Consider the following 20,828-nt stretch of genomic DNA (forward strand, 5'->3'; position numbering starts at 1 on the left):
TCCATCAAAATGTAAATCCGGGGAAAGAAGTCCGGCGGCGCGCGTCATCCGCGACCGGCCGCCGGCTCGAAAACCTTAGGCGCCGAGCGCCTTCTTCTCGGTGGCGAACGCCCAGTCGAGCCAGGGCGTCAGCTTTTCGAGATCGGCGGTTTCGACCGTCGAGCCGCACCAGATACGGAAGCCCGTAGGCGCATCGCGATAGGCCCCGATGTCATAGGCGACGCCGGCCTTGTCGAGCCGCGTGACGACCGCCTTGGCGAGTTTGGCCTGGTCCTCTTCGGAGAGCCTGGCCACGGCCGGATCGACGATCTTCAAACACACCGACGTGTTCGACCGCGTCTTGGGATCGACAGCGAGAAAATCGACCCAATCGGTTTTTGCGACCCAATCGGCAATCGCCTTGGCGTTGGAGTCGGCGCGAGCCTGCAGGCCCTTGAGCCCGCCAACCGAAAGCCCCCATTCCATCGCATCGACCGCGTCTTCGATGCACAGCATCGAAACGGTATTGATGGTCGCGCCCTCAAAGACGTCCACCATCAGCTTGCCGCCCTTGGTGAGCCGGAAGATCTTGGGCAGCGGACGGTTTTTCGGTGTAAAGGTCTCCAGCCGCTCGACCGCGCGCGGGGACAGAATGAGAATGCCGTGCGCGGCCTCCCCGCCCAGCGCCTTCTGCCAGGAGAAGGTTACGACGTCGAGCTTGGAAAAATCGAGGTTCTGCGCAAACGCCGCCGACGTGGCGTCGCAGATCGTCAGCCCCTTGCGGTCCGCCGGGATCCAGTCGCCATCCGCGACCCGCACACCCGAGGTCGTACCGTTCCAGGTGAAAACCACATCGTTGTCGAAATCGACCTTGGAGAGATCTGGCAACTTGCCATATTCGGCCTTGAGAACCCGGACGTCCTCGAGCTTCAACTGCTTCTGCACGTCGGTCACCCAACCGGCGCCGAAGCTTTCCCACGCGAGCATATCGACGCCCCGCGCGCCGAGCATGCCCCAAAGCGCCATCTCCACCGCGCCAGTGTCGGACGCGGGCACGATGCCGATGAGGTAGTCGGCGGGCACTTCGAGAAGTTCGCGCGTCAGATCGATCGCGCGCTTGATCCGCGCCTTGGCCGGCTTGGCGCGATGCGAACGGCCCGTAAGGGCATTCTTGAGCACATCAACCGTCCAACCGGGACGCTTGGCGCAGGGACCTGAGGAAAAATTGGGATTGGCCGGACGCACGTCCGGCTGGGCGGCAGTAGCCGCTGAGGTATCTGTCATGTCGCTCCATCCTTCCAGATGGGTCGTCCCTCGTTGGGGAGGGATGGCCCACAGCCCCTATAGGGGAAGGATGGGGGTGTTGGCAAGGGGCATGAGCGCCGTGTGCCGTCTGTCTCGCCCGTCAACCGCGCCAGGCGTCTCACTCGGCGTAGATCATCTTCCGCGTCATCCCGCCGTCCACGGTCAGAACCTCTCCGGTCACGAACCCCGCATCGGCCAGATACATGACCGCCTGCGCGATATCCTCGGGCTTTCCCACGCGCCCTGCCGGATGCTGGGCGTGATCGATTTCGCGCAGATCGTCGTCTTTCGATATCCATCCCGGCGCGATGGCGTTCACGCGGATATCGGGGCCAAGGCTCATCGCCAGCGCATGGGTGAAGGCGACCATTCCACCTTTGGCCGCGGCATACGCTTCGGTGTGCGGTTCGGACATGAATGCCCGCGTCGAGGCCATGTTGACGATGGAAGCGCCCTTCTCCATCCGGGGTACAGCCTCCCGCGTCATCAAAAAGGCGCCGGTCAGGTGACTGTCGATCACGCGCCGCCAGTCGCTGGGTGCAAGCGCGGTGATGGCGGCGTTTTCCGGCGCCGCAATCCCGGCATTGTTGACCAGGAGATCCACCCGGTCCCATTCGAGCATCGCGAATGCCGCCGTAACGGAAACCTCGTCAGTAATATCGCAGTGGATATGCCGCCCTCCCTTGGGACTCGTGACGAGATCGAACGACGCCACCGCCCAGCCGTCTTCTGCAAGCGCACTGCATATCCCTCGCCCGATTAGTCCCGCCCCGCCGGTAACGATGGCTCGTTTCACCGCCAGTCTCCCTCTCGCAACAGTTCGCCCCATTCGAGTCCAGGAGGTTATATCGCCCGCATCGTCCCCAAATACAACGTATGCGAAGGCCACGGCGTGTGCACCCGTTCGACCTCGAGCACCTTGGCCGCGGTCAAATCGCCCGTTACGTCCGCCAGAACGCGGGCGTGAACAGGACCATCACGGTGAGGATTTCGAGGCGCCCGAGCAGCATGGCCGCCGAGAGGATCCACTTGGCCGGATCGCTGAGGGAGGAAAAATTGCCCGCCGGACCGATGAGCTCGCCCAGACCCGGTCCGACATTGGTCAGTGCCGTCAGCGCGCCGGTAAATGCGGTCACAAGATCGAGCCCGGTCGCCGCCAGACCCAATGTGCCCGCAAGCAGGATAAGAACGAAGGCGGCCATGAAAAGCCCCACCGAGCGGGCCGCGTGCCCGGGCACATCGGTCCGGCCGTAGCGCATGATGAAGACGCCATTGGGATAGATGAGCTCTTTGAGCCCAACCCTGAGGCTTTGATAGAGAATGATGAGCCGGTAGGTCTTGAACCCACCCGAGGTCGACCCCGCAGCCCCGCCCAGAAAGGTCCCCACGAGAAAGAGCGCGATGACGAAAGGCCCCCAGAGCGTGTAATCGGTCGAGGCAAAGCCGGTCGTCGTCACCACCGAGGTGATGTTGAACGCCGCGTGGATGAGGATATCGTAGCTCTCCCGGTCGGTCTCGAACAATCCTGCCAGCGTGATCACCAGTGTAAATATCCCGAGGATCGACAGGAGAACCGGGATCTGGATTTCCCACGCGTCGCGCAGCTTGCCGGTCACCAATGCCCGCAGAATGGCGACGAACGGCAGCGCGCCGGCGATCATGAACACGATCCCCACCGCCAGCGTTGCGGGTCCGAAATGCCCCATGGAGGCATCGTGGGTCGAATACCCGCCGGTCGAGATCGTCGACATGGCGTGGTTGATGGCATCGAACACGCTCATTCCGGTCGCCCAGTAGGCAACGGCGCAGCAAACCGAAAGCACGAGATAGAGCCACAAAAGCGCGGCGGAGAACTGTGTGAAGCGCGAATAGGGACTATCGGACTGGATCGAGGATTCCATCTTGTAAACCTGCATGCCTCCGACCCGCAGGAACGGCAGCAGCAAGAGCCCCATGGCGATGATTCCCAGCCCGCCCAGCCATTGGGTCAGCGAACGCCAGAGGAGTATCCCCGGCGGCAGGCTGTCGAGCCCGGAGAGCACAGTCGATCCCGTCGTCGTGATCCCCGAGGTCGCTTCGAACACCGCATCGGCGAACGATAGCCCCTGCCCGCTCAGCACGAACGGTACCGCGGCCACGATCGATGTGGAAAACCAGACTGCGTTGACCAGCAGAAAGCCGAACCGCAGCGAGAAAGGCGGCATGGTCCGCCGCGTGCTGATCACCAGGAGCAACGAGGGCAGCCCCACGATCAGCGCACTGCCGAGAAAGGATTGCCAGTCCAGGTTCTCTGCGAAAAGATCGGCGACCATCGGAATGAGCATTGCCGCGGCGAGGATGAGGTTGAAAAGCCCGCAGATATAGGCGGTCGCCAGAATCATGGAGTGGACGCTCCGGGATTGAACAGCAGCGCACGGCAAAAGATTCGCGCACGGCGAGCGCTTTTACGCCCAATTTCGGGCAAGGTCCAATAGATCGGCGCCTCACCACCTGCGTGTGTCGAATGCGCTGGGCGCGACGATCCGGTTGACAGATGCACCAACCGCCCGGAACCATAGAAATATTCAGGATTCGCGTTTGGGGGTGTGGGCAATTGTTTGAAGTCATCTGCATCACCTTCGCCTTTTTCTTCGGCCTCATCGTCCGCCAGGTCGGCCTCCCGCCCCTCGTTGGTTTCCTCGCCGCGGGCTTCGCCATCAACGCTTTCCGCACCCCCCTGGGCTTGCCGACCGAGACCGGCGCCATCCTCGACCACATCGCCCATCTCGGCGTCCTGCTGCTGCTCTTCGCGGTGGGTCTCAAGCTCAAGCTCAACCAACTCGTTCAACCGCACGTCGTTGGAACGACGTTGCTGCATTTCGCTATCTCAACGGCGGTTTTGACGCCCGGGCTTGCGGTCTTCATCGGCCTTGACTGGACCACGGCGCTCCTTCTCGCCATGGCGCTGGGCTTCTCCTCGACGGTCCTTTCGGCAAAGCTCCTCGAAACCAAGCGCGAACTGGCCGCCTTCCACGGCCGCGTGGCCATCGGCATCCTGATTATCCAGGATCTCGTCGCGCTCGTTGTCCTAAGCATCTGGGGTGGAGAAGCCCCCTCGCTCTGGGCTCTCGGCGTACTTGCACTGCCCTTCCTGCGTCCACTCGCCTATTGGCTGCTCGATTTCACCGGCCACGATGAATTGCTGATCCTGATGGGCATGTTGCTCGCCCTTGTCGTCGGCGGCATGGGGTTCGAAACCGTGGGGCTGAGCTCCGAACTCGGCGCACTCTTGATGGGCGTCCTGCTGTCGGGCCACAAGCGCGCGCAGGAGCTGTCAGACTCCCTGTGGGGTCTCAAGGAAATATTCCTCGTCGGCTTCTTCCTCGAAATCGGCATGTCCGGCCTGCCCGACATGAATGCGATCCTCTTTGCGCTCGGTATGGTCCTGCTCCTGCCGCTCAAGGGGGCCCTGTTCTTTCTCCTCCTCGTCGCCTTCCGCCTGCGCGCCCGCAACGCCTTCCTCGCGGGGTTGAGCCTTACGGCATATTCGGAGTTCGGCCTGATCGTCGCCGCCGGCGTGCTGCCAGATTGGCTCGTGCCGCTCGCCATCGCGGTCGCGCTCTCCTTTGTCGTCGCTGCGCCCTTCAACCGCATCGCTCACCCGATCTTCGAACGGCTGGAAGGCGTCCTCACGCGCTTCGAATTCAAGCGCCGCCATCCCGACGAAATTCCCGTCGCTCTGGGCGATGCGAAGGTGATGATATTCGGCATGGGCCGCACAGGGCTTGCCGCCTACGACACGCTGAAGGAACATACCGACAGGCTCATCGGCCTCGACGCGGACACCTACCGTGTCCAGGCGCTCAAGGCGGCCGGGCGCAACGTTGCCCTCACAGACGCCGAGGACGCCAATTTCTGGCGCGGCGTCGACATAAGCCGCATCGAAGCGGTTGTCCTCGCCATGGACGATATCGAAGCCAAGCTGAACGCCGCGCGCCAGCTCCGCGCGCTTGGATTTAACGGGCCGATCATCGCGCACGCGCTTTTTGAGGATCACATCGAGCGGATCATGGCCGCGGGCGCTGACCACACCTATCTCACCATGCAGGAAGCCGGCATGAGCCTCGGTCAGCGCGCCTGGACCGAGCTTGAGGAGCGGGAGAAAAAAGCCTAGCTCGCCTCGAGGAACGTTTCAGCCGTCCGTAGATCGACCGAAACGAGCTGCGACACCCCGCGTTCGGGCATGGTGACGCCGAAAAGCCGGTCCATCCGCGCCATCGTGATGGGGTTGTGCGTCACCACGACGAACCGTGTCTCCGTGCGCTCTCGCATGGAATCGAGCAGGTTGCAGAACCGCTCGACATTCGCATCGTCGAGCGGTGCATCGACCTCGTCGAGCACGCAGATGGGCGCGGGGTTGGTCAAAAAGACCGCGAAGATCAGGCTCATCGCCGTCAGCGCCTGCTCGCCGCCCGAAAGCAGCGTCATCGTCTGCGGCTTCTTACCCGGTGGCTTGGCGATGATCTCAAGCCCGGCTTCGAGCGGATCGTCGCTCTCGACGAACGTCAGTTCGGCCGTGCCGCCGCCAAAAAGCGTCGTGAAAAGATCGCGGAAATGCGCGTTGACCTTGTCGAACGCCTCGTTGAGCCGCGCCCGGCCCTCCCGGTTGAGATTGGAAATCCCGGTCCGAAGCTTGGCGATCGCAGCAATGAGGTCCTCCCGGTCGGCGACCATCTGGTCGAGCTTTTCCTGAACCTCGGCGGCCTCCTCTTCAGCCATGAGGTTGACACCGCCCAGCCGCTCCCGCTCCGCCTTGAGCCGGTCCACTCGGGCCTCGGTCTGCTTTTCGTCCGGCAACGCCTGCTCGGGCTTGATCCCTGCGGCCTCCGCGGTCTTGTCGGCGGGAATATTGAGCGTCTCGGCAATCTGGCGCTCGACCTGCTGACGCTGGACGATGTTGCCCTTGAGCCGCTCCTCCACCCGCGCCATCTCGGCCCGTGTATTGGCAAGCGCCTCGGCAGCCAGCCGCGCCGCCCGGTCGGCCTCGCGAAAGCCCGTCTGGGCCTCGGCGAGCCGGTCGGCGGTCTTCTTGCGTTCGGCTTCGGCATCCTCGATCTGGTCGTCGAGGGCCGCGCGGCGCTGGTTGAACGCGTCCGGCGTCGCATTGAGCTCATCGAGTTGCGCTTCGATCTCGGCACGGCGCGTGGAGAGGGTATCGACCTGGGATTGCGCGCTGGCGCGTCGCCGCTCCCAGCTTTCGAGTTCCTGCGCGATTCTGCTCAATCGGCTTTGACGCATCTGCGCCGCGCTGTCGAACCCGGCAAGCCTGACGCGCGCCTGCTCGGCGGCTTCGCGCAAACCCGAAAGCGCGCGCTGACGGCCCTCGGCCTCGGCAATCGCGCCGCCCTCATCCCCCGCCTCCTCCAGCGCCTGGGCGGCAGCCTCGAAATGCGCTTCGGCGTCCGCAAGATTTTCTTCGAGCCGGGCCTGTGTCTCCTGCAGCGCCGTTTGCCGTGCGGTCAGCTCCGAGAGATTCTTCTGCGCGGCATCGAGCCCCGCCTGCGCCGCGGAAATCCCACGCTGCGCCTCGCGCCATGCATTGCGGGTCTCGACTTCGGCCTGTCGCGCCTGATCGAGCCGCAGCTTGAGCTCCTCTAGCGCCTGCCGCGCGCGGTTCCGCTCGGCGCGTGTCCGCGCGATTTCCTCGTCGAGCTCGCGCAGCCGATTGCGCTGCGCCAGCCGCTGCGCCGCAGCGGTCGGTGCATCGGCAGCCGCGACAAGCCCGTCCCAACGCCAAAGCGCGCCGTCGGCGGTGACCAGCCGCTGACCGGGCTGCAACTGAGCCATCAGGCGCGGGCCATCCTCGGCTGAAACGACACCGATCTGCGCCAACCGGCGCTCGAGAAGCGGCGTACCTGAAACATAGCGTGACAGCGGCTCCACGCCCTCAGGCAGGGTCGCGTCACCTTCCCCGGTTCCAGCGTTCTGCCAATGGATCGGTGCCGCGCTGTCGTCGGAAGCCTCGAGATCGTCGCCAAGCGCCGCGCCCAGAGCCGTTTCGAACCCACTCTCCACATGCAACGCATCGACCACTGCCGGCCAAAGCGTCCCGCCATCGACATTGAGCACGCGCGAAAGCGTATCGGCCTCCGACTCCAGCCGGTTCAGCCTGCCTTCGATCTCCGTGAGCGACGGTTGCGCCTCCTCGAAGGCAACCCGCGCATCCCCCGCCGCGCTTTCGGCCATTTCGGCCTGCTCCTCGGCGACGGCAACCGCCTCCTGCGCCGCCTCCAGAGCCGCGCGGCGCTCGGCAACCGTGTGGTCGGCATCGAGACTCGTCTGAACGGCCTCGGCGTCGCGGGCAACATCGGCGATCTGGGTCTTGAGCCGCTCGACGCGCCGCGCCGCGTCCTCGGCATTGCGTTTGGCTTGCGCCCGCTGTGCGCGGATCTGTGCCACCGCGTCCGCTGCCTGCCGCGCCAGCGTTTCGGCCTCATCGAGCGCCATCCGGGCCTCTTCGGCTTGCGCCCGCGCCATTTCGCTTTCCTCGCGCTCCGCCTCGGCGGCCTCGGCGAGTTCTTCCTGCTCGCCCCTGAGCCCTTCGATGAGCCCCTGGCTTTCCTCGATAAGAGATGCCTCCCGAGCCTTGTCCGTCTCGATCTGCTTAAGCCGGTCTTCCAGCTCCGACTGGCGCTGATTGGCCCGCCGCAACTCCTCATCGAGCTGTCCGCGCAATATCGTGAGCCTCTGCAGCGCGGCATTGGCCGCAGCATCTGCATCGCGCAGAGGCTGGATGGCCTCGTCCGCTGCCTCATAAGCCTTGCGCGCCTCGTGATCGATGTGCGTGGCTTCGGCGAGCTGAGAGATCAGCCGGCCCTGTTCGGCCTCGGTTTCCTTCTCGGCGTATCGCGCCTTGGCCCATCGGATATGGTAGAGCGTCGCCTCCGCCCGGCGGATATCGCCCGATATCGCGCGATATCGCGTGGCCTGCCGTGCCTGACGCTTGAGGGTGTCGAGTTGCACCTCGACCTGGGCAATGATGTCGTCGACGCGCTCGAGGTTCTGTTCGGCGGCGCGCAACCGCAGCTCCGCTTCGTGACGGCGCGAGTGAAGCCCGGAAATCCCCGCCGCCTCTTCAAGCAGCGCCCGGCGCTGCGTCGGCTTGGCCGCAATCAGTTCCCCGATCTGGCCCTGTCGAACGAGCGCCGGCGAATGCGCTCCGGTCGAGGCGTCGGCAAACAGCAGTTGCACGTCGCGCGCGCGGACATCGCGCCCGTTGATGCGATAGACCGAACCCTGCTCGCGTTCGATGCGGCGGGAAATTTCGAGAGTATCGGCGGAATTGAACTGCTGCGGCGCCGTCTTGTCGGAATTGTCCAGAACGACGGTGACTTCGGCCGAATTTCGGGCCGGACGATTGCCCGAACCCGAAAAGATAACGTCATCCATACCCGAGGCGCGCATGGCCTTGTATGAGCTTTCGCCCATAACCCACCGCAACGCCTCGACGAGGTTGGATTTTCCGCATCCGTTGGGGCCCACGACGCCGGTCAGCCCCGGCTCCATGACCAGTTCGACCGGATCGGTAAAGGATTTGAAGCCGACGAGCTTGAGGCGCGAAAACTTCATTCCGCGCCCCCAGGGACGACAAAGCGGCTATGCCCGTTCCTCGATCGCCGCAGACAGCCCCTCAAAATCGTACGTGCCTTCGTATTTATCACCGTTGATGTAGAAGGTCGGCGTGCCGGTAAGCCCGAATTCGTTCAACGCCTGTTCCCGCGTGGCTTCCAATCCATCGAACAATTCCTGATCGGTCAAGATTTCCTCGAACCTTTCCTGTGTAAAGCCGAACTGCTGGGCAACAGCGAAGATCGCTTCACGCGGGTTCTCAGCGCTCATCCATTCATTCTGGGACGCCATGTATGCAGCAAGGATGTCGTAGTAGGCATTCCCTCCGGCTGCTGCCACCATGAACACTGCAAGGTCGAGGACGTTGCGGCGGAACGGGCGGGCGATGAACCGGATGGCGCCGGTGTCTATATAGGCTTCCTTGATCTGCGGGTACGCACTCGCGTGGAAGGCAGCGCAATGCGGGCAGGTCGGCGAGACGTATTCGATAACCGTCACGTCTGCGTCGACGCCGCCAAGGGCCCTGTCGACCCAGCCATCCGGATTGTTGATCGGCTGATCGTTGACCGGCTCGATTTCCGAGCCGTCATAGAGCGCCACGCTCCCCGTTTCCGAAGACGGATCGGTGCTGACATCGGCCTGCCCGACCGTTTCGGTATCGGCCTCTTCCGAACCCGAGCTGCAGCCATAAAGCAGCACACTTGCGCTAGCGGCGGTTCCGGCAATGAGCAGGTTTCTACGGTTCAACAGCAAAGCAACGTCTCCTGGACTATGGCGATAACAAGTGCGGCGACACTACACGGACCGAAATGGGCGACAAGGGGGCATTCCGTTCAACTCGCGGTGAACCCGGCTTATTTTCCCTTCCGCCCGAGAATGCCCCGCCCCAGCCGCTCGAGCGCTGACCTGAGGTTCTCGTCTTCGACCGGTGCGACGGTAGCGTCCAATTGCGCCCGCTTTTCGGCGGGGAGAGGCCGCTCGCGCGACTCTTTTTTTCCTTCTTCCGGCGCAAATGGCGTTGCGGAAAGGCGCACGGAAGCGACAACGAGATAGCCGAAATACCGGTTCACCGCCGCGGCAATGGCCGGCCCCTCGTGCGCGATCGCCAGACCGTGCCCTTCAACGCAGCGCAGATAGAGCACCGCACCTTCAGGGTCCGGCTTGTCCCGCCGCGGCCACGCGAGCCTGTCGGGGATGGCAATCCTGTCATAGGGCACCGGCGCAATGGCGGGCCAATTGGCGATCAGGTCGCGGCTGGCGAAGCCGCGCCGCTTGAGCGCGGGATCGAGCGCATTGCCGATCATCTCGCCCAGGGGAACGGCGCGGTTCTTGCGTTTTGGCGGTGAAGAGTCCTTCGCCATGCTTGCCTCACGGCTCCCGATGCGGTTTCTATCGATCCATAATGGCTCACCCGGCACCCGCGCAACATCCCCAATCGATCCTTGATGCCGAAGCGGTCCTCCACTGGTACGACCGCCACGCGAGAGACTTGCCCTGGCGCGTTGGGCCAAGGGAAAGGGCACGCGGCGTACGGCCGGATCCCTACTATGTCTGGCTGAGTGAAATCATGCTCCAGCAGACGACAATCGCAGCTGTCCGGGATTATTTCGAAAAGTTCACGCGCCTGTGGCCAACCGTGCACGAGCTTGCCGCCGCACCGCTCGATGACGTCCTCGCCCGATGGGCGGGTCTGGGCTACTACGCCCGCGCCCGCAATCTCCATGCCTGTGCGCAGGCAGTCGTGAGCCGCCACGATGGGGTATTTCCGTCCACCGCCGCGGACCTGCGCGAGCTTCCCGGTATCGGCGATTATACGAGCGCCGCAATAGCCGCGATCTGCCATGACGAGCCCGTTGCAGTCGTTGATGGCAATGTCGATCGCGTCATGGCCCGCTTTCTTGCGCTCGAGAACCCCGTACGGGACGAAAAGCCCCTCGTTCGCAGCCGGGTGCAGGAGGCCGTACCGCGCCGCGCCGGCGATTTCGCACAAGCGATGATGGATCTCGGCGCGACGATCTGCGCGCCCCGCCGCGCCAATTGTCTCGTTTGCCCGCTTGAGCCTCAGTGCCTCGGCACGCGTACGGGCAACCCCCTTGCCTATCCCGTGCCGCCCGCAAAGAAGGCCAAGCCCGAGCGCTTCGGCCATGCCTACGTCATCGTCCACCCGGACGGATCGATTTTCGTCCGCCAGCGCGGACCCAAGGGGCTGCTTGCAAAAATGACCGAGGTTCCGGGCTCGGACTGGACCGCGAACGGGCAGCCCCCCGCGTTTCCGCTTTCCGCCCGATGGACCGAGGCAGGCACCGTTGTTCATACGTTCACCCACTTCCGGCTGACGCTCACGGTTTGGACGGCGAGCGCTTCGACCCCCCTCGACGAGGGGTGGTGGAGCGCACCCGACAGCTTGACTTCGGAGGCATTCCCCAGTCTCTTCCGCAAGGTCCTCGCAACTGCCGGCGCCCTGCCCATCCCCTGATCCGAGCCCAAAACCATGACAACCGCTGCAACCGAAGAGCGCGCGACGCTCGTTCAGCCCATTTTCGCAGGCATCCTCGCGGCACTTGTGGGGTTTGCCAGTTCCTTTGCCATCATACTGCAGGGCCTGATCTCGGTAGGCGCCACACACGAGCAGGCGGCATCGGGCCTTTTCGCACTCTGCGCCGGGATTGCCGTTGTTGGAATAACGCTGAGCCTTCTTACCCGCATGCCGGTCGCGATTGCCTGGTCGACCCCCGGTGCCGCGCTGCTGATCGCGACCGGTGCGATTGAAGGTGGCTTCGAAGCCGCCGTCGGAGCGTTTCTAATAACGGCGGCCCTGATCGTTGTTGCCGGCTTATGGCGGCCGTTCGGCAAGGCAGTGGCAGGAATTCCCATGCCTCTGGCGAGTGCGATGCTCGCCGGTATTCTTTTCAATCTCTGCCTCGCGCCGGTGAGAGCCATGGCCGAGATGCCCGCACTCGCGCTGCCCATCGTCCTCGCATGGGCGATCACCCTGCGCATTGCGCGGCTTTGGGCCGTGCCTGTTGCCGTGGTCGTCACCGGCGCTATCATCGCCTTTGCGACACCCTTGCCCGATGGAGCCCTTGCCGAAATCTGGCCCAGTCCCGTCTTCGTCGTGCCAGCGTTCACGTTCGATGCGCTCGTCGGCATTGCCCTGCCACTTTTCATCGTCACGATGGCGTCCCAGAACATTCCCGGCCTTACCGTGTTGCGCTCGAACGGCTATACGCCCGCGGTCAGGCCGATTTTCGTGTCGACCGGTGTAGCGAGCGGCTTTACGGCATTTTTCGGCGGCCATACCGTCAACCTCGCCGCCATCACTGCCGCGCTCTGCGCCGGACCGGAGGCCCACCCCGACACAACCAAGCGCTATATCGCCGCGCTGACGACGGGCATCGCCTACATCTTCATTGCGACCGGCGCCGGCTTCGCCGCAGCGTTCGTTGCCGCGGCCCCGCCGGTCCTCATCGAGGCCGTTGCCGGGCTGGCGCTTCTGAGTTCGCTCGCAGGTGCTCTTGTTGCAGCTATGTCCGATGAGAAGACCCGCCTGCCTGCCATCGTCACCTTCGTCACCGCGGCGTCGGGTTTGTCGGTTGCAGGAATCGGGGCAGCCTTCTGGGGGCTCGTAGCCGGGGGAGCGCTGATGGCGCTCGATCGTTTCGGAAAACCACTGGCCAAAGAATAAGGGCGCCCGGTCTCCCGGACGCCCTCAATTCTTGTACCGATGCCAGCGCCTAGTTGAAGCGGTAGCGCAGCGAAGCGCGGATTTCGTGGATCAACGTGTGATCGATCGAATAGGGGTTGGGTGCATCGGCGTTCGCGATCTCGTTGATGTAGAGCGCACGGTATCCGAGGTCCGCAACCGCGTCTCCGAAATCGTAGCCGACACCCGCCATACCGGCGGCGGCGAAGCTCGTATTGCTGCCCCAGAACTGGTAGCCGTCGCTCCCCGGCTCGTCCGTCGCCATGCGGTTGAACGCCACACCGACGCCTGCGCCGACATAACCGAATGCGCCGCCGGCGGCCGAGAGGCCCATGTCGCCGAAGCCGAAATCGTAATAGGCGTTCGCAAGCGCGATGGTGGAGCGCAGCCCGAGCGAGTAAGACCCTTCGGCTGCACCGGAGCCATCGGGAATGTCGATCGCCATGCCGTCGCTCTGGAGATAATCGACAGTGACGTCAAAGCGCATGCCGTCGCCGGTTTCGTAGCCGGCGCCGATACCGGCGCTGTAGCCCCAGCCCACTTGCTGAACGTCGTATGTGGAAGGATCAAGGCTCGGGTGATTGACCCGATAGGCCCACGCCATATTACCGCCGACACTTCCGCGCAAGTAGAAAGAGCCCTTGAGCCCATCGTCTACTTCAGGAACATATGGCGGGACGTAGTCTTTATAGACCGGTTCATCGTATACGATTGGATCTGCAGCAATTGCAGGTACGGCAACAAGTGCTGCACCGCCCAGCATGACTATAGCGACCAAATTGCGCTTCATTAGATATCCCCTACGCAGCACGTATCCGAAAGATGTTGTGTGCAAATTAGAGGAACTTCCTTAAAGGGCGCTTAACCGTACACTTTAACCTCAGATCGGCCATCCAGCCGGCCAACATACGCCAAGGCCGACGCGCGGAATGTTCGCGCGCCGGGGCTCAATTATTACGGACCGGATAAGGCGTTATGCGACCTGGCCGATCGCCGTCGCGATCTCGTTGACGACCTGGTTGACCAGCAACTCGTCGTCACCCTCGCCCATCACGCGGATGACCGGCTCGGTCCCGGACTCGCGGATAATGAGCCGCGCGCCGTCCCCCAGCCGCGCCTCCGAATCAGCAATGAGCTTCTTGATGGATTTGTCTTCGAGGGGTTTGCCGCGCTGGAAGCGTACGTTCTGGAGAATCTGCGGCACGCGTTCGAACCGGTGGCAGACCTCCGAAACCGGCCGGCCCTCTTCGCGGACGACGGAAAGCAGCTGCAATGCCGCAACGAGCCCGTCTCCGGTCGTCGTGAAGTCCGAAAGGATGATGTGGCCCGATTGCTCGCCGCCAACGTTGAAGCCCTTGCCGCGCATGGCTTCGAGCACATACCGGTCGCCCACCTGTGTGCGCTCGAGCGTCAGCCCCATATTGGCCAGATAGCGTTGGAGCCCGAGATTGGACATGATCGTCGCAACGAGCCCGCCGCCCTGCAACTGGCCGCGATTGTGCCAGGACGACGCGATCACGGCCATGAGTTGGTCGCCATCGACGATCTCGCCCATCTCGTCGACGATGAGTACGCGATCCGCATCGCCATCGAGGGCGATACCGATGTCGGCGCGCAATTCCCTGACCTTGTCGATCAGCGCCTTGGGCTCGGTCGAGCCGCAACCGTCATTGATGTTATATCCGTCCGGCGAAACGCCGATGGCGATCACCTCGGCGCCCAGCTCCCAGAGCACTTCGGGGGCCGTCTTGTAGGCAGCGCCATTGGCGCAATCGACGACGATACGCAGGCCGTTGAAATCGATGTCGCGCGGCAGCGTGCGCTTGGCGTATTCGACATAGCGCGTGCGCGCCTCGTCGATGCGTCGCGCCTTGCCGATATTGCGCCCCTGCGCCAGGCGCGGACCCAGATCGGCGTCGATCAGCTTTTCGATTTCCAGCTCGAAGCTGTCGGAGAGCTTGTACCCGTCCGGGCGGAAAAGCTTGATGCCGTTGTCGTCGAAGGGGTTGTGCGAGGCCGAAATCATCACCCCGATATCCGCACGCAGCGACCGCGTCAGCATCGCGACCGCGGGCGTCGGCATCGGTCCGAGCAGCAGGACGTCCATGCCGACCGCCGTGAACCCGGCCGTCAGTGCGTTCTCGATCATATAGCCCGAGCGCCGCGTATCCTTGCCGATCACCACCCGGTGTGTGTAATCGCCGCGCTTGAACGCCAGGCCCGTCGCCATACCCACCCTCAGGGCAAGCTCGGGAGTCAGCTTGGATCCATTGGCAAGACCGCGAATGCCGTCAGTACCGAAATATTTTCGCGCCATGTCGTTCTTCCTACCCGGCTACCGCCCCAGCACGGCAATATAGCCGCAGCTCGAAAGCATACATAGTTTGACCTTATGGAGCGGTAAATGCCCTCTAGATGCGAGTTGTCACGCCTGATTATGGCGTTTGAGGGACAGAAACCGGTATGTATTGACCGCCGCGAATGCCTCGGGCGAACGATAGTCGGCCTTTAGCCTCATGACGATGTTTTCGCGCTCTTTTTTGGGCACGAAGACTTTGTAAGCCTGGCGGGCGAACCAATAAAGGATCGGCTTTTTGGTCTCCATCAGCCCGCGCATCTGCTCGATCGCAGGAGCAGCGAAGCCGCGATAGAAATTCTGGTCGATCGCCATGGACTGCGCCGCGGCTTCGGTGACGTCGAAGTCCTCGACGATCTCGAACCCTGCGGCGGCGATCTTGTCTTCAAACACCGAGAACCGATGCCCCCCGCCGGGCTGGCGGTCGCCCTTGTAGTTGGGGCCACGGAAGCAGTCGGCGATGACGACGCGTCCGTCCGGTGCGAGGATCTTGTCGAGCAGCGGCAGGCTCCGCTCGAGATTGACGTATTGGAAGCTCTCCGAGAACAGGCACACGTCATAAGGGCCGTCGCCTTCAAAATCCTCGAATTTGGATTCGAAAACATGCGCGTTCGGTCCCAGCTTCTCGCGCGCGATCTCGGCCTGAACGCTGCTGGGCGTGAGCATGTCGACGACATACCCCTTGTCGATAAGGACCTTGGCCATCTCGCCGGTCCCGCCGCCGATATCGAACACTTTCCGTGGCGCCGGCGGGATAAGCGAGAGCAGTTTTTCGACATAACGCTCCTGCGCCTCGCGCAGTTTGGGCACGGTCGGCCGTTCGCCCGGCTCCCAAAGCCCGTAATGCAGCCAGGGGCTGTCTGCAAAGGTCTTGGCGACATAAACGTAAACGTCGAGACCTTCGGTCTTGGTGTCGATTTTCTTGGCCAAGCGGTTTGCCTCCCGGTTGTGTCTTCTTCTCGGTACCCAAGCCGGGCAAAAGTGGCAAGGGCCGGGCGGACGCCGCCGTGCCGGCACGCACGACTATTCGTCCGGCGGCCTTGAAGCCCCGGTCATTGAGCGTGGACGGAATGCGGCGAGACGCGCCTCATACTGAAATATATAAATGCGAGGCGCGCCTCGCCGCATACGCCCGGGATTTTCGGCTTATGGCGGCGTCTCGGGCTGGGGTTTGTTGGTCTTTAGTGGGTCGGTTGGACGAACCGAAAAAGTGGAAGCCACTTTTTCTGCCAACCTCCCAAGCCCCCAAATAACCGGTGCCCCTCCGGGTTTCCCCGGTGCGACGGGGATATCAGTCCCCGTCCGGCCTCTGTCCGCTTTGGGCCTTCCCCGCAGCGACCCGCGAGGAACCCGGACCGGTCCCGTCCAAACGTTCGTTGCGCTCGCGCCCATCAAGCGGGTCCGTAACGCGCATCATAGGCGAGGTTTGAGGAGCGGGGATAAGTTCGGCGCCCGCAGCAACGAAAAAGGCCGCCCCGACGGAGCGGCCTTTTCTCAATACGATACCGAACCGGTCAACTCGGCTGCGGTTCCATGCCGCCGCCGTCGGGTTCACCGGATTCGCCCTTCTTCTTGAGGTTCTTGCCGGCCTTGGGCACGCTGGTGCCCTTGGGCGTGTTGTCGTTGTCGATGTCGCGCACCGGCTGCTTGCCGTCCATCAGGCCACGCAACTCGTCGCCCGTAAGCGTTTCGAATTCGAGCAGCGCCTGGGCGATGGCCTCGAACTTGTCGAGGTTTTCGCGGATCATCGTGCGGGCCGCGGTTTCCGCGTCCTCGATGAGCTTGCGCACCTCGTCGTCGATGAGCTTGGCGGTCTCGTCCGACATGTGCTGGGACTGGGTGACCGAATGGCCCAGGAACACCTCCTGGTCGTTCGACTTGTAACGTACGCGGCCCAACTTTTCGCTCATGCCCCATTCCATCACCATCGACCGCGCAAGATCCGTCGCCATCTGGATATCGCCCGAGGCTCCCGAAGTGACCTTTTCCGCACCGAACTTGTAGATTTCGGCCTCGCGCCCGCCAAAGAGCATCGCCAATCGCGCCACCGCTTTTTCGCGGGAGAACGAATAGGTGTCCTTTTCGGGCAGCGTCATCACCATACCGAGCGCGCGCCCGCGCGGGATGATCGTTGCCTTGTGGATAGGATCGAGCCCGTGGCTCAAAAGCGCGATCAGCGCATGGCCGGCCTCATGATAGGCGGTGAGCTTCTTCTCGTCGTCGGTCATCGCCATGGTGCGCCGCTCGGCACCCATAAGGATCTTGTCCTTGGCGTCCTCGAATTCGGCATGCGTGACGAACCGCTTGTTCCGTCGCGCCGCAAGAAGCGCCGCTTCGTTTACAAGGTTCATGAGGTCCGCACCCGAAAAGCCCGGCGTACCGCGTGCCAGCACGCGCAGGTCGACATCCGGCGCCAGCGGCACCTTGCGCACGTGAACCTTGAGGATACGCTCGCGACCGGCAACGTCCGGATTGGGCACGACGACCTGGCGGTCGAAACGGCCCGGACGCAGGAGCGCGGGGTCGAGAACGTCCGGACGGTTGGTCGCGGCAATCAGGATGATGCCCTCATTGGCCTCGAAGCCGTCCATCTCGACGAGCAACTGATTGAGCGTCTGTTCGCGCTCGTCATTGCCGCCACCAAGACCGGCGCCGCGCTGACGGCCGACCGCGTCGATTTCGTCGATGAAGATGATGCACGGGGCATTCTTCTTGGCCTGCTCGAACATGTCACGGACGCGGCTCGCGCCGACACCGACGAACATTTCAACGAAGTCGGAACCCGAAATCGTGAAGAACGGCACATTGGCTTCGCCCGCCACCGAGCGCGCCAGGAGCGTTTTACCCGTACCCGGAGGGCCCACCAGCAGAACGCCGCGCGGAATGCGCCCGCCCAGCCGCTGGAATTTGCCGGGGTCCTTGAGGAACTCGACGATTTCCTCGAGATCCTGCTTGGCTTCCTCGACGCCGGCCACGTCCTCGAACGTCACCTTGCCTGACGCTTCGGTGAGCATCTTGGCGCGCGATTTGCCGAAGCCCATCGCGCCGCCGCGCCCGCCGCCCTGCATCTGGCGGATGAAGAAGAACCACACCGCGATGATAACGATGAACGGCAGCCAGCTCGACAGCAGGATCGACCAGAAGGGGCTCGATTCCGGCTCGCGCGCGGTGATCTCGACGCCCTGGCTTTCCATGCGGTCGACGATATCGGCGCCCTGGGGGATGGTGGTTTCGAACCGGGTGCCGTCGCTGAGACGGCCGGTGACCGTGTTATCGACAATGGTCACCTCTGCAACACGGCCCTGATCCACGTCTTCAACGAACTGGCTGTAGGTGCGCTCGGCGGTCGCCACCGATCGCGTCGAAGACTGAAAGACCTGGAAAAGGCCCATCAGCATAAAGAGGATCACGAGCCATATGGCGAAGTTGCGAAAGTTTTGGTTCATCAATCCTGTGTCCTGGGGGGCGCGGGAATACATTTTTCCCCGCAAGTCTTGGCTTCGAATGTAAGGCCACCAACCGGCCGATACAAGGGCACCGCGGGGGTCGAAACGCCGCGCCCCAAGGCTTTTTGCCTATCCGGTTAATGCAACGTGCGTAATTTCGATCCCCGGCGCGCGGCGGCGTGCTCCGAGCGCGACGACCGTTCCATCCATGGCCTCGACGACGGGCGCCGCCCGCAGCGCCGCGACCGGAACCGTCGGATAGTCTCCAAATAAGGCACGATAATGTGCCCGCGTCATCGATAGTGCCGGAGCCACCCGGAACCCCGGTTGTGCCGCGGCAATCGAGAATCGGCCGTCCCATCCGAGCGGCGCATCGACCGGCACCGGCGCCGGGGCGGCGGCGATCCGGCCCGCCTGCCGATAGATCACTATTGCGTGCGCACCCGCTTCGACGACAGCACCCGCCACGGTACGGCTGAATACGCCAGCCACGCCCGCCATACCGGCAACGGCCTCGACCGGGGCGAGCGGAGCGTCGTCAAGTCCCCCCGCAATCGCGACAGCACGCCGCATGGCCCGCACGCGGATTTCTTCGGGGGCCTCGGCAAACGCTTGCCTGTCGACATGCACGACGCCGAAATCGTCGATCCGGCAGTGCGCGCTCATGAATGCGGCGCACATGGTTTCGCCCAGCGCGTCGATCCGGCCCAGCCGTTTCGCCAGCGCCGCCAGCCGCGGGGCGGTCAACCCCAGATCCTCGAGCATCGGCATCGCCCTGCGCCAGCGCACGCGCTCATAGTGCGGGTCGTCGTTGTTGGGATCCAACGCGGGCTCGATCGCGGCGGCCGCGACCCCTTGCGCGAGGGTCGCGCGCGGCACGTCGAGCAAAGGACGGAACACGCGCACGCCTTCAACGGTTGCGAACGGTTCCATGGCTTTGAGCCCGGAGACGCCGCTGCCATGGGCCAGCCGCATCAGAACGGTCTCGGCCTGATCGTCCTGGTGATGTGCCGTGAGAAGAACCGACGCGCCATCGGCGGCCATCGCATCGCCAAGCAGGCGATAGCGCGCCGTGCGCGCGGCAGCCTGCATTCCCGTTTCGGGCTTGGGCCCGTCCCAGCGCAAGATACGGCAGGCCAACCCGAGTTGACCGGCGATTCTCCCGACCATCTCAGTCTCGGCGGCCGCTTCGGGGCGCAGGCCGTGGTCGAGCGTGTAGACAATTGTCTCCGGCCGGCCCGGGGTGCTTGCCCAGTCCGCCGCCAGCAGCATCAGCGCCAGAGAATCGGCCCCGCCCGAGACGGCGAGGCCAATGGTCTTTTCCGTCTGGACAGGCGCAAAGAGCGCCTCGGGCGCAAGGCCGGGAAACCGCGCCGGCTTCCCGCTCAGCACCCTGCCCGGGCCTGCTCGGAAACCACACGCTCCTTGAACGCGTCGGTCGCCTCGGGATAGCGCCGCAGTACCTCCGAATAGGTCCGGCACGCGGTATCGAACTCGCCCGCGCCGTGCAGCGCGACGCCGAGATCGAGCAGCAGATCCGGCGCGCGCGACGAGGTCGGATAAGCCTCGAACCCGGTGATGAGCACATTGGCCGCTTCGTGATAGGCCCCGCGCTGGATGAGTGTCTGCCCCAGCCAATAGGTCGCGTCGGGGGCCTGCGGATTGTCGGGGAACAGTTCGAGGAACTGCCGGAACTGTTCCTCGGCAAACGCCGTCTCACCGCGGACGATGGCGTCGTAGCCCGCCTGGAACTGGGCGTTGGCGTCCCCGTCATTGACCTCGATATCGGTCTGGTTGGCATCAAAGCTCAGATCGAGCGGCGCCGAGGGCGGCGTTTGCCCCAGCGGCGCTTCGGGTGGACCGGTGACGACTCCTTCCTCGCCTTCGAAGACGTCGCTCGCGTAGAGCCGGTCCTCGTCGCCGAAATTGGGGTCAAGTTCCCCAAGGTCCTCGTCGCCCACGAGCGCGCCCTCGGTAGCGGGGGCTTCGGGCAGGGTCTCGGTGCTGGAAGAGGGCGGTAACGCTTCGGACGGCGTCGCGCCGCCGGGGGTGGTTACCGCCTCAGATTCCCCCGAGCCACCGCCTTCCAGCTGCTGGAAGCGGAACTCGTTGTCTTCCTGCATGCGCTCGATGAGCGTCTGCAATTGGGTGAGCTGGAACTGCAGACCCTCGATCTGCCCCGAATAGGTGCGGACCTGTTCCTCGAGCTGCGAAATCCGCACCTGAAGCGCGGCGATATCCTGGCTCTGGGCCAGGACCGGCGCAGCGGAGCCAAAACTCAAAACCCCGGCAAGCCCAAGACCGGCGGCAAGGCGCCGCCAGCTTCTGGCTGAACCGGAAACGAAACCAAAGACTGTCATGACACTCCCCAAAAGGCGGCAAGTCGAAAATTGCGCGCGCAAGATCACCTTGGAACGACCGCGAGGTAAAG

15 protein-coding genes are annotated in these 20,828 nt (G+C 63.7%); 3 read left to right on the forward strand and 12 right to left on the reverse strand.

The annotated features are described in order from the left end of the window. Positions 1-75 precede the first annotated feature (75 nt). From LSG43_RS11030 to LSG43_RS11040, 3 genes are all read right to left on the reverse strand, one after another. Entirely contained in the window at positions 76-1,263 is a 1,188-nt protein-coding gene (locus LSG43_RS11030; RefSeq protein WP_231804044.1) for a phosphoserine transaminase, read from the reverse strand. 139 nt (positions 1,264-1,402) lie between these two features. Continuing rightward, positions 1,403-2,080, reverse strand: coding sequence for an SDR family oxidoreductase (locus LSG43_RS11035; RefSeq protein WP_231804046.1), 678 nt, complete (start codon positions 2,078-2,080; stop codon positions 1,403-1,405). A 145-nt stretch (positions 2,081-2,225) separates the two neighbouring features. Next, positions 2,226-3,665, reverse strand: coding sequence for a TrkH family potassium uptake protein (locus LSG43_RS11040; RefSeq protein ID WP_231804048.1), 1,440 nt, complete (start codon positions 3,663-3,665; stop codon positions 2,226-2,228). 212 nt (positions 3,666-3,877) lie between these two features. Between LSG43_RS11040 and LSG43_RS11045 the strand changes: the two genes are divergently transcribed. Then, positions 3,878-5,437 carry a cation:proton antiporter domain-containing protein gene (locus tag LSG43_RS11045; RefSeq protein ID WP_231804050.1) on the forward strand — a complete coding sequence of 520 codons (1,560 nt, stop codon included), beginning with the start codon at positions 3,878-3,880 and terminating at the stop codon, positions 5,435-5,437. On the opposite strand, the gene LSG43_RS11050 is transcribed toward LSG43_RS11045, so the two are convergent. The 3 genes from LSG43_RS11050 to LSG43_RS11060 form a co-directional block, all read right to left on the reverse strand. Beyond that, entirely contained in the window at positions 5,434-8,892 is a 3,459-nt protein-coding gene (locus LSG43_RS11050; protein WP_231804052.1) for an AAA family ATPase, read from the reverse strand. The two genes, LSG43_RS11045 and LSG43_RS11050, sit on opposite strands and share 4 nt — an antisense overlap. 27 nt (positions 8,893-8,919) lie before the next feature. Further along, the gene (locus tag LSG43_RS11055) at positions 8,920-9,639 is read right to left on the reverse strand and encodes a DsbA family protein (RefSeq protein ID WP_231804054.1); all 720 of its coding nucleotides are present in this window, start codon (positions 9,637-9,639) and stop codon (positions 8,920-8,922) included. A gap of 107 nt (positions 9,640-9,746) precedes the next feature. After that, positions 9,747-10,253 (reverse strand): DUF721 domain-containing protein, encoded by a 507-nt coding sequence (locus LSG43_RS11060; RefSeq protein ID WP_231804056.1) that lies wholly within the window; start codon positions 10,251-10,253, stop codon positions 9,747-9,749. Between the two features lie 41 nt (positions 10,254-10,294). Between LSG43_RS11060 and LSG43_RS11065 the strand changes: the two genes are divergently transcribed. Both LSG43_RS11065 and LSG43_RS11070 read left to right on the forward strand, forming a co-directional pair. Next, positions 10,295-11,368: an A/G-specific adenine glycosylase gene (locus tag LSG43_RS11065; RefSeq protein ID WP_231804058.1), complete on the forward strand. Its 1,074-nt coding sequence runs from the start codon at positions 10,295-10,297 to the stop codon at positions 11,366-11,368. 15 nt (positions 11,369-11,383) lie between these two features. Beyond that, entirely contained in the window at positions 11,384-12,577 is a 1,194-nt protein-coding gene (locus LSG43_RS11070) for a benzoate/H(+) symporter BenE family transporter (RefSeq protein ID WP_231804060.1), read from the forward strand. Positions 12,578-12,626: 49 nt separating this feature from the next. Here the strand turns inward: LSG43_RS11070 and LSG43_RS11075 are convergent, their stop codons facing one another. The 6 genes from LSG43_RS11075 to ybgF all read right to left on the reverse strand — a co-directional run bounded on the left by LSG43_RS11075 (position 12,627) and on the right by ybgF (position 20,757). Beyond that, positions 12,627-13,385, reverse strand: a complete 759-nt coding sequence (locus tag LSG43_RS11075; RefSeq protein ID WP_231804062.1) for an outer membrane protein — start codon at positions 13,383-13,385, stop codon at positions 12,627-12,629. Between the two features lie 183 nt (positions 13,386-13,568). After that, a complete protein-coding gene (gene glmM, locus LSG43_RS11080) occupies positions 13,569-14,912 on the reverse strand; it encodes a phosphoglucosamine mutase (RefSeq protein ID WP_231804064.1) in 1,344 nt (447 codons plus the stop codon). A 108-nt stretch (positions 14,913-15,020) separates the two neighbouring features. Next, the gene (locus tag LSG43_RS11085; RefSeq protein WP_231804066.1) at positions 15,021-15,881 is read right to left on the reverse strand and encodes an SAM-dependent methyltransferase; all 861 of its coding nucleotides are present in this window, start codon (positions 15,879-15,881) and stop codon (positions 15,021-15,023) included. Between the two features lie 584 nt (positions 15,882-16,465). Further along, positions 16,466-18,397 carry an ATP-dependent zinc metalloprotease FtsH gene (gene ftsH / locus LSG43_RS11090; RefSeq protein WP_231804068.1) on the reverse strand — a complete coding sequence of 644 codons (1,932 nt, stop codon included), beginning with the start codon at positions 18,395-18,397 and terminating at the stop codon, positions 16,466-16,468. 129 nt (positions 18,398-18,526) lie between these two features. Then, positions 18,527-19,789, reverse strand: coding sequence for a tRNA lysidine(34) synthetase TilS (tilS, locus tag LSG43_RS11095; protein WP_231804070.1), 1,263 nt, complete (start codon positions 19,787-19,789; stop codon positions 18,527-18,529). Then, positions 19,783-20,757 (reverse strand): tol-pal system protein YbgF, encoded by a 975-nt coding sequence (gene ybgF / locus LSG43_RS11100; RefSeq protein WP_231804072.1) that lies wholly within the window; start codon positions 20,755-20,757, stop codon positions 19,783-19,785. Before ybgF ends, tilS begins: the two co-directional genes overlap by 7 nt. Positions 20,758-20,828: the final 71 nt, after the last annotated feature.

The sequence above is a fragment of the Pelagibacterium xiamenense genome (assembly GCF_021166475.1).
In the GTDB taxonomy this organism is placed as follows: Bacteria; Pseudomonadota; Alphaproteobacteria; order Rhizobiales; family Devosiaceae; genus Pelagibacterium; species Pelagibacterium xiamenense.